We start from the raw sequence: 12,745 nt of genomic DNA on the forward strand, positions 1-12,745 counted from the left end.
TTTTGCCAGAGTATAATCCAGCTATAGCTTCCTTTTTAAAGGACTCAAAATCAAAGTCGTCTTGTGTTGCCATATTTATGTCGATAGTTTAAAGTTACACTATTGACACAGTTTGTGAAACACCCTCGGGTAAAGTGTTGTTGGTATTTAAATCCCAATCATTCGATATACTATTGATTGATTTAGAATGGTCAAATATTCTTTCCTTCGCTTCCTCAATTAGTTTTGTCTGGGTATAATCCAAAGCGAGTCACTATGTGACACACATCCAATCCATAATCCGTAAAAGTGGTAAATAAAACAGTATTCTGTATAAGACATGTGAAAATTATACTGCCGAAATTTACATAAAGAAACGATGATAGAATTTTTTTACAGGCCTACGGCACAGGAACTATAAAAATTCGGTTTTATTAGAATTGAAAAACTAAAGCATCTAAACTATGCCACATATAATTGTAAAAATCATAATCGGTAAATCCGAACAACAAAAAATCAGGCTCGTTGAGGCAATTACTAAAGACGTTATGGATGTTTTTAACTACGGGGAAGAATCCGTTTCGGTAGCAATTGAGGAAATCAAACCTGAAGATTGGCCTGAGAAGGTGTATCGTTCGGATATCATGGACAACCAGAAGAAATTGTACAAGAAACCAGGTTACAAGCTATAATATAGTATTCAACAATTTAGAAGATTAGTAAAGTGGAAAATAAAACAATAACAGACAGTATTCACCAAATTGCTGCAGCAGACGACTTTCATATTGCGCCTTTTAGGGAGGATGGCAAAACATTCGGTACGCCTACATCGATATGGAGTTTGCGGGTGGGCAATGATCTTTTTGTCCGTGGCTACAATGGTACTGATTCAAGATGGTATCAATCTGCCGTCAAACAGAAAGGTGGAAAAATCGAATCAATTGGAAAAACATTTCAAGTGGATTTTGAACCGATAAGCGGAAAAATAAATGATGCCATAGATGAGGCTTATCGTGAAAAATATAAAGTAAGTCCATATCTGCCACCAATGGTCAGCGAGCGCACCCGTGCAGCCACAGTTAAAGTGATTTTGAAGAATGAAGGTGCAAATATAGGACTAAATTATTGACAGAGATTTTTAAACGATAACCTTAAACAGTTTTGTTATGGAAGAACAAAAAAAGCAACCATCCAGAAGAAAATTCATTCAGCAAACAGCGGTAGCGGGTGCAGGCATAATGCTTGCAGGTCCGCTTCAACTTTTTTCTCAAACCAATAAATCAACAAATATGAGCAATAACATAAAATCAAGAGGATATGCAGGAAAAGACGAACACGGTAAATTAGAATTGTGGAATTTTGAACGCAGACCGGTTGGTGATCATGACATTTTAATTGATGTCAAATATTCCAGTATTTGTCACTCAGATATTCATACCATTAAAGGGCATTGGGGAAAACAAAAATATCCACAGGTTCCGGGTCATGAAATTGCAGGTATAGTAACTGCCGTTGGTAAAAATGTAACCAAATTTAAAGTAGGTGATAAAGCCGGCGTGGGTTGTATGGTAAATAGTTGTATGCAATGCGATAGTTGTAAAAGCGGCGAAGAACACCACTGCGAAACTACCGGAATGGTAGGAACCTACGGCACACCGGAAGAATCATCACCAACTGGTATTACACAAGGTGGCTATTCAAATAATATTGTAGTAACGGAACATTTTGGTATCAAAATTCCAGACACTATTGACCTGCAACATGCAGCACCATTGCTTTGTGCAGGAATTACCACGTATTCGCCAATGATGAAAGTTAAATTCAAAAAAGGTGACAAAATTGGCGTGATTGGCATTGGCGGTTTAGGTCATTTGGCAGTGAAATTGGCGGTGTCAAAAGGAGCGGAAGTATATGCGTTTACCACTTCACCTTCAAAAATGACCGACATCAAAAGCTTTGGTGCAAAAGAGGTCATTGTGGTAAAATCAGCAGAAGATTTAAAACCTTACAAAGGCAAACTCGACTTTATGATTTCTACGGTTCCATATGCTTATGAAATGTCACCTTATATAGATTGTGTAAAAAAATACGGATACTTTACCCAAGTAGGCCAGCCGATCAATGGAGAACTGACCATAAATAATTTCAATATGATTTTCAATCGGGTGAATTTCAACGGTTCGCTGATTGGTGGTATTCCAGAAACCCAGGAAGTGATGGATTATTGCGCTGACAATAAAATATATCCGCAAATACAAATCATCAAAGCTTCAGAAATAAATGATGCCTGGGATAAAGTAGTGAATAAAGAAGCGAGATATAGATATGTAATTGATGCCTCCACGTTTTAATTTTAAAATTTGATGTTAAAATCAGAACAATATGAAAAATATAACTTTAAATAACGGTTTAGAAATGCCCATTCTGGGGTATGGTGTATATCAGATTTCGCCTGAAGAATGCGAGAAAAACGTTTCAGAAGCAATCAGTGTAGGCTATCGTTCTATTGATACTGCACAAGCTTATGGTAATGAAGAAGGAGTTGGCAACTCCATCATAAAAAGTGGCATTTCACGCAGTGAATTTTTTGTGACAACCAAAATTTGGTTTAGTAATGCAGGCTATGAAAAAGCAAAACAGTCCATTGAGCAGTCACTTCAAAAATTACAAAGCGACTATATCGATCTATTGCTCATCCACCAACCTTTTGGCGACTATTACGGAACTTATCTGGCTATGGAAGAAGCTTATAAAGAAGGAAAAGTAAGTGCAATCGGGGTAAGTAATTTTTATCCTGACCGTTTCATCGATTTGGCAACACATGTATCTGTAAAACCAGCTGTTAACCAAGTGGAAACTCACGTTTTCAATCAGCAGATCAAGCCCCAGGAATTGATGAAAAATTACGGGACGAAAGTAATGTCGTGGGGACCTTTTGCAGAAGGTAAAAATGATTTTTTCAGCAGCGACCTATTACAGGACATCGGCAAAAAATATGGTAAAAGCATTGCTCAGGTAGCCTTGCGTTTCCTTATCCAGCGGGACATCATCGTTATTCCGAAAACGGTAACCAAAGAAAGGATGATACAAAATATCGATGTCTTCGATTTTGAACTTTCCCAGCAAGATATGGATAGTATCTTCAAAATGGATAATGCCGAAAGCTTATTCTTTTCCCATTGCGACCCTGATTTTGTAAAAATGATTTTGAGTTATAAAATCTAAAAAAATGACCAGATGATAGCTAAAGTGAAAATAGTAATGAGCGTTTTGGTGGCAAGTGTTTTTGGCTTATCCTCTTGTAACAATAAAAATGAGGAAAAAATAAATAATGATAAAAATGAACTAACCGGAATTTTCCCGAAAGGAAAAAAAGGTCCAAGCGAAACCTTTACCGGGAATGCTTACAATATTGGCTTGGTTGATGCTGACAGCATTTTAACAACAGTAGTTGGTAATGTATATTTCGAACCTGGCGCAAGAAGCAATTGGCACAGTCATCCCGCGGGTCAAATCCTGATAATTACTGACGGAGTGGGTTATCACCAAATCGAAGGACAGCCTGTCGAAATCATCAAAAAAGGAAGTATTGTAAAATGCCCCCCAAATGTCCGCCATTGGCACGGAGCTAGTGCTGATGTAGGTTTACAGCAATTGTACATCGTTCCCAATACCGAAAAAGGCATTGTAAACTGGAACGAAGCGGTAACAGATGAAGTTTATAAACGTGCAAAGTAGCTTTCAGAATAATTAAAACTAATAAAAATCAAAAATAATATCAAAGATAAAATAGTAATCATTACCGGAGCAAGTAGTGGAATGGGTGAAGCGGCAGCGAAACATCTGGCTACGCTTGGAGCAACTGTGGTACTTGGCGCCAGAAGAGCTGATAAAATTGAACAGCTGGCAAAAGATATTCAGGAAACTGGTGGAAAAGCTCTTGCGGTAACAGTGGATGTTACAAATTTGAAGCAGGTGAAAAACCTGGTTGATACCGCTGTTCAGCAATTTGGACGTGTGGACGTGATATTGAATAACGCAGGCATAATGCCCTTATCACCAATGGACAGGATTAATGTTGATGAGTGGAACACAATGATAGATGTCAATATTAAAGGCGTACTCAATGGCATTGCCGCTGTTCTCCCTTATATGAAAGCGCAAAAGTCTGGTCAGATCATCAACACTTCTTCAGTGGCTGGTCATAAAGTTTTTAACGGCTCTGCGGTTTACTCTGCAACAAAATATGCCGTTCGGGCATTGACCGAAGGTTTACGAATGGAAGTAAAGTCTCACAATATCCGTACTACGATTGTCTGTCCCGGCGCTGTCAAAACAGAGTTATTGGAACATATTTCCGAGGCAGACATTCAGCAGGCTAACAAAGACTATGTGGGAGAAGTAGGAATTAGTCCGGATAGTTTTGCCCGTGTCGTTGCTTTTGCAATCAGCCAGCCTGAGGATGTCGATATTAATGAAGTCATCTTCCGCCCGACAGCGCAGGAACTTTAATCGACCTCTTAAACTCTTGCTTTGCGGTGAAATCTTGTCTTCCTTTCTTGTGTATGTCTATAATGATATTTTGTGGAGCGTATTTCATAGCTATTAAATTTTTGTGATAACCCGATTTGGATTCAGGTAAGCCAAATTTGACCCGCAAAGATTGTCAAAAGCTGTCAAAAAAACGCCCAAGTTGGGTTCAACTTGGGTGATATTTATTCCGGAATGTATAAAGAGTCAGTTCAAACTACGATATTCAATAGGTGTTACCCCTACGCGTTTTTTGAATGACCTCGTAAAATGCGCCGGGTATTTAAACCCCAATTCATAAGCGATTTCACTGATGTTAACAGAGGGGTTCAGGATTTTTTCTTTGGCAATATCCATAATTTTTAGCTGGATATAATCGTGTGCCGATTTACCTGTTTCCTTTTTGATGATGTCGCCAAAGTAATTGGGCGAAAAATGTAGTTGGTCTGCAAAATAGCTTACCGCAGGTAAGCCGATGGTCTGCGGCTTATCGGAATGAAAGTAATCGCTCATCAAACGTTCAAATTGTTCCAGCGCACCTTTGTTCAATTCGGTGCGGGTAATGAACTGGCGGTCATAAAAACGTACACAATAATCAAGGAACAGCTCGATATTGGAAGCGATTAGCTTCCTGCTGTGCTTGTCCATTCCTCGTTCTAGTTCATCCTTGATTTTATCGAAGCAATCCAAAACAACTCTGCGTTCCTTTTCTGAAATGTGCAGGGCTTCGGTAGATTGGTAGGAGAAAAAAGAGTAATCATCAATATGTCGTCCCAAAGAAGTGCCGTGTATTAAATCGGCGTGGAATGCCAACACATAACCTTGTGGCATTTGTCCTGGTGCAAGCGTGGCGTTCATCACTTGTCCCGGTGCCAAGAACAACAACGTTCTGTCCTTATAGTCATAGGTGCTTCTGCCATACCTGATGTCACCGCAGTTGGTGTCTTTTAAGAACACCGTATAAAAGCTAAAGTTTATTTTGGAAGCATACTCTTCGGGATAACTGTCTGTATAGTTAATTACACTTACCAAAGGGTGTAAATTCTCTTTCTGATACAAAGCATCGAAATAGCTTACAGTATCAATGTGAAAAATCTTTTCCATAATGCACTTTTTAAATCTGATACAAATTTACCACATATCCTGCCTGCCGCAATAGCCTGTTATGAGATTCAGTAAAAATGGTAAGCATTTCCGTAGTCTGGATAAGCTAACTCATTTTTAAAGAGGGGAACTTTGCATTGTTAAATTTCAACGAATAATAACAAGGTACTAAAAGTTTAAAAATCAAGGATATGATTATTTCAATAGTTTATGATAGTGGTTACGGTCACACAAAAAAAATAGCAGAAGCAGTAGCAAAAGGAGCAAAACAGATTGAGGGTGCAGATGTAAATATCATCCATATCGGAGAAGAGGAATATCCCTGGGAAACCTTGGAAAAGAGTGATGCCATTATTTTTGGCTCACCTACTTATAATGGTTCTATCAGCGCCAAATTAAAGACATTCTTTGAAGCCTCTACGAGAGCTGCTTGGATGGATTTCAAGTGGCGTAATAAAATTACAGCCGGTTTTACCAATTCGGGAGCATATAGTGGCGATAAATTAAATTCACTCATTACAATGGCATTGTTTGCGGCACAGCACGGTATGGTATGGGTTGGGCTTGATCTGCACCCTGCAAATCCTGACAATCCGCTACCTACAAAAGACCTGAATAACTTAGGTAGCTGGTTGGGCGCAATGGCACATTCGCTAAATGACAGCCCTGAAGTTACACCCGGAGAAAGCGACCTGAAAACCGCTGAATATCTTGGAAAAAGAGTAGCGGGAATTACTTCCCGTTTCATTAAATAACCATTCTTCACAGAACAATAAAACAAGATTTAAAATGAAAGATTTACCATCAATAGCATTAGGTACCTGGTCTTGGGGAACAGGGGCCGCAGGCGGCGACCAGGTATTCGGTAATAAACCTTACCGCAGAAAATTTAAATCTCGTATTTGTTGCCGCGGTGAAAGTAGGGCTTAACCTTTGGGACACGGCTGCCGTTTATGGGATGGGTTCGTCCGAAAGTATTGTAGGCGAATTTGTAATACAATATCCCCGTGAGGAAATTGTATTGTCAACCAAATTTACCCCGCAAATTGCTAATCCCTCTTCCAATACTCCGGTTGAAGAGATGTTGAACGAAAGTTTTAAACGTCTTGGCACTGACTACGTGGATATTTACTGGATACATAATCCTACCGATGCGCCAAAATGGGTATCAGGACTTATCCCTTTACTGAAAAGTGGGAAAGTAAAAAGCGTAGGTGTATCCAATCACAACCTGGAACAAATCAAACAGGCAAATGAGATACTTGTAAGAGACGGTTTCGGCATTTGAGCAATACAAAACCATTAAAGCCTTTTGTACCGTTCTTCTGAAGAAGCGGGCATACTGGATTACTGCAGAGAGAACAATATCACGTTTTTTGCCTATATGATCTTGGAGCAGGGAGCGTTAAGCGGCAAATACAATACGCAGAACCCACTGCCCGCAGGAAGCGGACGAGGGGAAACCTACAATAAAATACTTCCGCAGATTGAAGAATTGAACAACGCAATGGGTGAAATTGGTACCAATAAAAATGCTTCGGTAGCGCAGATTGCCATTGCCTGGGCTATTGAAAAAAACACATTGCCTATTATTGGCGTAACAAAAGTTTCACAAGTAGAATATGCCATCCGCGCTGCTGAAATCAAATTGAGCGGCGAAGAAATAGAAAAAATAGAAAGCCTTGCAGCAAAAGCGGGAGTTGATACCCGTGGCTCTTGGGAGCAATCAATGATATAATGAATTATTAACTTTAAAATTTATAAAAATGAAAAAAGTGATTTTAAATATTAAGTGTGACTTTGATAAAGTCCCTAATATTGAGGAATTAATGCCTAAAGAATTTGCAAAAGGCGAAGAGCTAAAGCAACAGGGAATATTGGAGCATTTGTTCGTGAATGAGGGAAGAACAGGAGCCGTTCTTGTTTTTAAAAATGTTGATGTTGAAGAAGCAAAAAAACTAGCAACTACATTTCCCCTTTTTGACTATTTCAATATAGAATACATTAGTGTTGAAAAGCTTTACTAATATCGAAGCCCTAAATAAAAAAGCTGGCATAACCTGTAGCCAGCTTTTTTAATGTGGTTCCTGTTTAGTTCAAACTCCGGTATTCATTCGGTGTTGTACCTGTTTTTTGCTTGAACAGGCGTGTGAAATGTTGCTGGTATTTAAAGCCCAACTGGAACGATATATCGTTGATGGATTTGCTGGCATCAAACATTCTTAACTTAGCTTCTTCAATCAGCCTCGATTGAATATAATCCATTGCTGTATTCCCGGTTTCCTTTTTGATAAGGTCACCGAAATAATTAGGCGAAAGGTACAGTTGCTCCGCACACCACGTTACGCTTGGCAAGCCTAAATCTTGTCCCTTATTGGATTGGAAATAATCATTAATCAGGTTTTCAAACCTTACTAAAATATCTTTATTGACATTGCTCCTTGTAATGAACTGGCGGTCGTAGAACCGCATACAGTAATTCAATAGTACTTCGATATTGGAAACAATCAGCCTCTTACTGTGCTTGTCAATATTCTGGTCAGTTTCGGCAGCAATCTTTTCCAGACAATCAAAAATTGTCTTTCTTTCCTTTTTGGATAAGTGCAACGCTTCGTTTACTTCATACGAGAAGAAAGTGTAGTCTTTAATACTCCTCGCTAATGAAGTACCTGCAATCAAATCAGGATGGAAAAGCAATCCGTAGCCGGATGGCTTAATGGCAACTCCCTTGCTATCTATACCGTAAATTTGACCCGGAGATACAAATACCAAAGTGCCATCCTCATAGTCATAAGGCTGGCAACCATATATCATATCACCGCACTTGATGTTCTTTAAAAAAACGGCGTACAAACTCATATACCTCCTAAATTGTTGTATTGTAGGTATCTCGTTAAAGTTAATTACGCTCACTAACGGGTGGAGGGTATCTATACCTGCAAGTTGGTTGTATAGTCCTATCGTATCAATTCTATCTACCTGTTCCATATTGCTATGTTTTCCAGTACAAATTTAGCGAACCTAAACCTATGTTCGACACATTGTATATAAAATCAGTAAAAGTGGTAAATCAATCAGTATTCTGTATAAGCATAAAAAACAGCTATTTACGAAATTTGTAGTGTACATTATTTGGGGAGATAGTATGAGGAAAGAATATGACAAATTCTGAATTTACGAATCGGAGAAACTCATTCGCATTTTTCATCCTGATTGGCTCAGGTACTTCGAATGTGTCTGCCCTCGCGTTAGCCCATCATGGATGGCATTGGAGCCCAGCGCTCTCAGACTGCTTTTAACCTGTGTATGGAATTTGCCGGAGCAGGGGCACTTAACTAATCGTAAAGAGGGAGTTTACTTACCCTTTATTTGTCATTTATTTATAGTCATAAAGGTTTTATATCAATGGATTAATGCCGAAAAGGCAAGGAGATTGTTTGATATTACCCTGATCTTTTTGCATGACGAAGTCTTTTATGTAGCAAAAGTTCAGTAGATGCTAAATCAGTGTAGGTAATCGGTTTTTTCTGTCCGCCTTTTATCCACTCTACCAGTTCTGACTTTTGAAAATATAAACGTTTTCCGGGTTTGTGGACTAGTATTTCCTTACGGCAGACTTTGCTGTAAAGGGTCGATATGGAGAGTTCAAGAAAAATTGCGGCTTCTTTGATCGTAAGCATTTCTTCCTGGACTTCTTTAGTTAGTGTCTTTTCAAGTAGGATCTTTTCCAGAGCCTCTACTTTTTCTAATATCCTGCACACCATTTCAGGGAGCTGTTCAAAGGTTGGTAGATTCATTAGGCTTTCTTTAGATTGATTTGTAAGGATGGCAAGGTGATTTCACTGGATAAACCATAGCAAACTGATCCCTTTCCGCCAATGTAAAACTGACCCCCAGTGCAGTTGATTTGCAAGTTGTTATATAGGTTTTTGAAAATGGCGCATGGGGGACAATCAAAGTGTTTTATCCATATTGTTTCTATTACAATAATTGTCAATTTAAAATACGGGAAGTCCCATATGGGATAAATAGATTAAATTTTTGCCAGGGCATACAGCTTACTTATTGATAAGAAGCTTATGGATAGACATGGGGTATTAATTGAATTACTAAAAGGTATTGTCTTATGAGTTTCCAGAGATTAGATTTTGGACCTAAAGTCTATGTTTTGGATTATGGAAGCACTGCTACCGGTTTTCCAGCTAATCCTTCTTTTACTAAGTAAGCCATAAATTGTGAAAGGGTGCTAATATCTTGTTCAGCACTTGCTTGTTCTAACGCTTTCATGTATTCTGATCTTTTTTCAACTGGAATTACCGTCCATGGATAGCCACCGGAAGCAAGCATGACATTCATTAAAAACCTTCCCATACGTCCATTACCATCCATGTAAGGATGAATAAATACAAATACAAAATGGCCTAATATCGCTCTAACTGAAGCTTCTGGCTCATTTTCAAGCAATTCAAATAATATAGGCATTGCATCTCTCATTGCATCCACACTCAAAGGAACATGCTTAGATCCACCAATGTAAACCTGATTGTTACGATAACCTGCAAGGTCTGATGCCTTTAAAATACCAGCACTTACACTGGGGTCAAAAAGTTCACGATACCATTTTTGGTGATCTTTATCGGTTTGGACTCCTGGATTTGCATTATTTAGAATTTTGATTATGGTTTCTTTGACAACCTGGAATGACTGATAATATCCTCTGGCAGCCATTGCATCTTTTTGCTGTTTATCCTCCACATTCTCTTTATTATCCCATTTTCCGCTGCTTACCCGTTCAATTAATTGTGGAGTTACTTTATATCTCTCAATGGATAAAGAATGGTAAGCATCGGTTACATATACTTCGTCTACATTTTTTAAGTAGGCTTCATGATCTTTTGGAAGACCGGGAGCTGGGGGAAAATCGTTTATAATATTTTCCCTCATTTGGAGCCACATCAGTTTAATTCTATTGACAAATGGACTATTTTCTCGGGGTGATAGATTAATCTCCAGTTTTGTTTGAAATGGATCATTTTCACGAATATCATATCCCGCCTGTTTCATTGTATCCATAATCTGATCTGCTATTCTGTCTCTTTGAATATTTCTAAAAGCACCAGCTAGCCTCCCTCCAATTGTGGTATGTCCTTGTTCTAACAATATAGGTAGTACCTCTGAAGCATCTCTTATTAGAGACAATACAGTTCTGGCATCAATTCCAGTTTTATTATAGATACTGGCACTGCTATAAATTAGTGAAGCTTGTAAGTTATACATTCTTAAACCTCGTATGGTTACCATTTGATCTGCTGCGGGAAGATCCGCTTTCAGGTTAAATAAAGATGTATTATGTGGTAAAGGTGTTGGTTTGTTATTTCCTTTGGGCGATTTAATAAATAATTGTTGTGGTACTGACCAGTTTCCTGCGTGCATATACAGAGATTGATCAGCTGATAAACACCAGTTAGAGCCATATTTATGTTCAAGGAATTTAACACAGAATTCCCAATAAGAACTATACCATGATGTAGTGTCTCCATCACGCTCATTTGGGTTTGCTGCGATATACCAACCTTTAATTACTTCTTTGAGGAAGCCATTCTTAACAAGAAGTTCCCGATGTATTCTGTTCGGGATTTCATCTGTATATATTGCTACGGTGCTCTTTTCCTGTAGTTTATTTAATGATTTTAATGCTTCAACAAATTTTTCCCTTGGTGTTGCCATTACTTATTTATTTTTTGTTTCTATGCGAAAACTAGTAAATATTGTTGTGCTAAAATTAGTAAATATTGTTGGGATAAAACTAGTAAATACTGTTGTGGTAAAACTAGTAAAAATTGTTGTGTTTAAACTAGTATTTGATGTAAATGGGCGTTATGTTCGGCATCACTTGCTTTTGATAAATGGCCTGTTATAGTTTATTTCCTATTTTTCAGTTCAAACAACTGATCAAATAATTCAGATTTTGTAATACTAAGCTGATCAAAGTAAGAAATACTATGATCTCTATTACGTTCGATGTTAACCAGTCCAAACCAGTCGGCAAAGCATTCAAAGAAGCGTACTTCATAGGCATGATGATATTCCTGTATTACTTTGCCTTCTTTATCTTGTTGCTGCGCATCCCACAATTCCTTTTCAAAGGCCCTGATCAGTTTTAGGCTGTAGAATTCACTTTTTTGTGGTTTGCCTCCATATTTTGCTAGCAAAACTAGTGAATAGGCCCAGCCAAACTGACCGCATTTTCCTTCATCCTGAAGATGATAGAAATTGCCCCAATGAAAGCGACAGGTCAGATAGTTAAAGATTTGAATAAAACGAATATCCTGCGGACCTTCAAGCAGCTTCTCCCCATTTTTTGTCAAGGACAAGGCATTATTCCGTTTTTTTACGAGACCCTGGTCTAGTAAATATTGTTTTAGTGGCCATAGGTAAGGAATCTCTTCCTCCCGGATCCGTTTCACAAATTTCATATATGGCCAATGGATCAGGTTCTGGCTGCAAAGTAGTTCACATATGCGAACAGGGAGATTGCCGTTTACGGTTAGTTTAAGCTGGCCAGCTTGTTTAATTTCATGCAGTAGTAATTCACTAAGCTTAAAAAAAGGTGCTTTGTTCACATGCGCATCTATATCTTTTCGAAACTGGAGTATCGCTTCTGGTGTAAACGGGGCATATAGTAGTTGGTTCATCTGCTCTGGGCTTAAACCATCAAAGTCGTCAAGGGGATTACTGTTGATCTTTCGCTGATATTCCCCAACTAGCTTGTTTAATTCCTCGATGCTGAGTTCACCACTCTTTGCATCAGGATAAGCGGCAAAGAATGAACTCATAAAGTTGGCTGCTGTACCCATTTAATGTTTTTTACTGTAAATGTAAATAATCATAAGGGTGTTTACCTGTAACTCCCTAAAATTTCATTGATGAAGTGTAGGAAACTGACTGCCATTCAGTTTGCTGAACGTTCTGCTATTGAAAGGGTAACACTTCGTAAGATAGACCGGGGTGATCCTGGTGTATCTATGGGTGCATATTTGAATATGCTTAAAGCGCGCTGGAACTCAATATCCGAATAAGAAGGATAATTTTGGTGCCTTTATGGATTCAATGCCTGATGCATGGGGTAGAA

Annotated in this window: 14 protein-coding genes and 1 pseudogene; 10 read left to right on the top strand and 5 right to left on the bottom strand. The window is 38.5% G+C overall.

What is annotated here, in order from left to right; translation table 11 throughout:
- Positions 1-443: 443 nt before the first annotated feature.
- The 6 genes from H9X96_RS19650 to H9X96_RS19675 are packed head-to-tail and all read left to right on the top strand — an operon-like array spanning position 444 to position 4,491.
- Positions 444-671, top strand: a complete 228-nt coding sequence (locus H9X96_RS19650) for a tautomerase family protein (RefSeq protein ID WP_187667915.1) — start codon at positions 444-446, stop codon at positions 669-671.
- A gap of 32 nt (positions 672-703) precedes the next feature.
- Entirely contained in the window at positions 704-1,108 is a 405-nt protein-coding gene (locus tag H9X96_RS19655; RefSeq protein ID WP_222943938.1) for a DUF2255 family protein, read from the top strand.
- 37 nt (positions 1,109-1,145) lie between these two features.
- Positions 1,146-2,330 (top strand): NAD(P)-dependent alcohol dehydrogenase, encoded by a 1,185-nt coding sequence (locus H9X96_RS19660; protein ID WP_187667916.1) that lies wholly within the window; start codon positions 1,146-1,148, stop codon positions 2,328-2,330.
- 31 nt (positions 2,331-2,361) lie between these two features.
- Entirely contained in the window at positions 2,362-3,204 is an 843-nt protein-coding gene (locus H9X96_RS19665) for an aldo/keto reductase (protein ID WP_187667917.1), read from the top strand.
- A 12-nt stretch (positions 3,205-3,216) separates the two neighbouring features.
- Positions 3,217-3,717 carry a cupin domain-containing protein gene (locus tag H9X96_RS19670; RefSeq protein ID WP_187667918.1) on the top strand — a complete coding sequence of 167 codons (501 nt, stop codon included), beginning with the start codon at positions 3,217-3,219 and terminating at the stop codon, positions 3,715-3,717.
- A 27-nt stretch (positions 3,718-3,744) separates the two neighbouring features.
- Complete coding sequence (locus H9X96_RS19675; RefSeq protein ID WP_187668015.1) at positions 3,745-4,491, top strand: SDR family oxidoreductase; 747 nt, start codon at positions 3,745-3,747, stop codon at positions 4,489-4,491.
- 225 nt (positions 4,492-4,716) lie between these two features.
- Here H9X96_RS19675 and H9X96_RS19680 read toward each other — a convergent pair whose 3' ends face one another.
- Entirely contained in the window at positions 4,717-5,613 is an 897-nt protein-coding gene (locus tag H9X96_RS19680; protein ID WP_187667919.1) for an AraC family transcriptional regulator, read from the bottom strand.
- 191 nt (positions 5,614-5,804) lie between these two features.
- On the opposite strand from H9X96_RS19680, the gene H9X96_RS19685 reads away from it, so the two are divergent.
- The 3 genes and pseudogenes from H9X96_RS19685 to H9X96_RS19695 all read left to right on the top strand — a co-directional run bounded on the left by H9X96_RS19685 (position 5,805) and on the right by H9X96_RS19695 (position 7,640).
- Complete coding sequence (locus H9X96_RS19685; RefSeq protein ID WP_187667920.1) at positions 5,805-6,368, top strand: flavodoxin family protein; 564 nt, start codon at positions 5,805-5,807, stop codon at positions 6,366-6,368.
- Between the two features lie 203 nt (positions 6,369-6,571).
- A pseudogene (locus H9X96_RS22980) lies at positions 6,572-7,351 on the top strand (aldo/keto reductase).
- Positions 7,352-7,379: 28 nt separating this feature from the next.
- The gene (locus tag H9X96_RS19695) at positions 7,380-7,640 is read left to right on the top strand and encodes a muconolactone Delta-isomerase family protein (RefSeq protein ID WP_187667921.1); all 261 of its coding nucleotides are present in this window, start codon (positions 7,380-7,382) and stop codon (positions 7,638-7,640) included.
- Positions 7,641-7,704: 64 nt separating this feature from the next.
- On the opposite strand, the gene H9X96_RS19700 is transcribed toward H9X96_RS19695, so the two are convergent.
- From H9X96_RS19700 to H9X96_RS19715, 4 genes are all read right to left on the bottom strand, one after another.
- Positions 7,705-8,427 (bottom strand): helix-turn-helix domain-containing protein, encoded by a 723-nt coding sequence (locus H9X96_RS19700; protein WP_370576761.1) that lies wholly within the window; start codon positions 8,425-8,427, stop codon positions 7,705-7,707.
- Positions 8,428-9,056: 629 nt separating this feature from the next.
- On the bottom strand, positions 9,057-9,410 hold the full coding sequence (locus tag H9X96_RS19705; protein ID WP_187667923.1) for a helix-turn-helix domain-containing protein: 354 nt from the start codon (positions 9,408-9,410) through the stop codon (positions 9,057-9,059).
- A gap of 376 nt (positions 9,411-9,786) precedes the next feature.
- Entirely contained in the window at positions 9,787-11,340 is a 1,554-nt protein-coding gene (locus tag H9X96_RS19710) for a Fic family protein (protein ID WP_187667924.1), read from the bottom strand.
- A 194-nt stretch (positions 11,341-11,534) separates the two neighbouring features.
- Positions 11,535-12,470 carry a hypothetical protein gene (locus tag H9X96_RS19715; RefSeq protein ID WP_187667925.1) on the bottom strand — a complete coding sequence of 312 codons (936 nt, stop codon included), beginning with the start codon at positions 12,468-12,470 and terminating at the stop codon, positions 11,535-11,537.
- Between the two features lie 69 nt (positions 12,471-12,539).
- On the opposite strand from H9X96_RS19715, the gene H9X96_RS19720 reads away from it, so the two are divergent.
- The gene (locus H9X96_RS19720; protein WP_187667926.1) at positions 12,540-12,692 is read left to right on the top strand and encodes a hypothetical protein; all 153 of its coding nucleotides are present in this window, start codon (positions 12,540-12,542) and stop codon (positions 12,690-12,692) included.
- Positions 12,693-12,745 lie beyond the last annotated feature (53 nt).

Origin of the sequence: Pedobacter sp. N36a, from assembly GCF_014472395.1 — a bacterium.
Taxonomy (GTDB): Bacteria; Bacteroidota; Bacteroidia; order Sphingobacteriales; family Sphingobacteriaceae; genus Pedobacter.

What these genes read in the sequence shown, in the direction of transcription:
- H9X96_RS19650 (WP_187667915.1), top strand. Translation starts at nt 444, where the DNA reads ATGCCACATATAATTGTAAAAATCATAATCGGTAAATCCGAACAACAA.
- H9X96_RS19660 (WP_187667916.1), top strand. Translation starts at nt 1,146, where the DNA reads ATGGAAGAACAAAAAAAGCAACCATCCAGAAGAAAATTCATTCAGCAA.
- H9X96_RS19665 (WP_187667917.1), top strand. Translation starts at nt 2,362, where the DNA reads ATGAAAAATATAACTTTAAATAACGGTTTAGAAATGCCCATTCTGGGG.
- H9X96_RS19670 (WP_187667918.1), top strand. Translation starts at nt 3,217, where the DNA reads ATGATAGCTAAAGTGAAAATAGTAATGAGCGTTTTGGTGGCAAGTGTT.
- H9X96_RS19680 (WP_187667919.1), bottom strand. Translation starts at nt 5,613, where the DNA reads ATGGAAAAGATTTTTCACATTGATACTGTAAGCTATTTCGATGCTTTG.
- H9X96_RS19685 (WP_187667920.1), top strand. Translation starts at nt 5,805, where the DNA reads ATGATTATTTCAATAGTTTATGATAGTGGTTACGGTCACACAAAAAAA.
- H9X96_RS19695 (WP_187667921.1), top strand. Translation starts at nt 7,380, where the DNA reads ATGAAAAAAGTGATTTTAAATATTAAGTGTGACTTTGATAAAGTCCCT.
- H9X96_RS19700 (WP_370576761.1), bottom strand. Translation starts at nt 8,427, where the DNA reads ATGATATATGGTTGCCAGCCTTATGACTATGAGGATGGCACTTTGGTA.
- H9X96_RS19705 (WP_187667923.1), bottom strand. Translation starts at nt 9,410, where the DNA reads ATGAATCTACCAACCTTTGAACAGCTCCCTGAAATGGTGTGCAGGATA.
- H9X96_RS19710 (WP_187667924.1), bottom strand. Translation starts at nt 11,340, where the DNA reads ATGGCAACACCAAGGGAAAAATTTGTTGAAGCATTAAAATCATTAAAT.
- H9X96_RS19715 (WP_187667925.1), bottom strand. Translation starts at nt 12,470, where the DNA reads ATGGGTACAGCAGCCAACTTTATGAGTTCATTCTTTGCCGCTTATCCT.
- H9X96_RS19720 (WP_187667926.1), top strand. Translation starts at nt 12,540, where the DNA reads ATGAAGTGTAGGAAACTGACTGCCATTCAGTTTGCTGAACGTTCTGCT.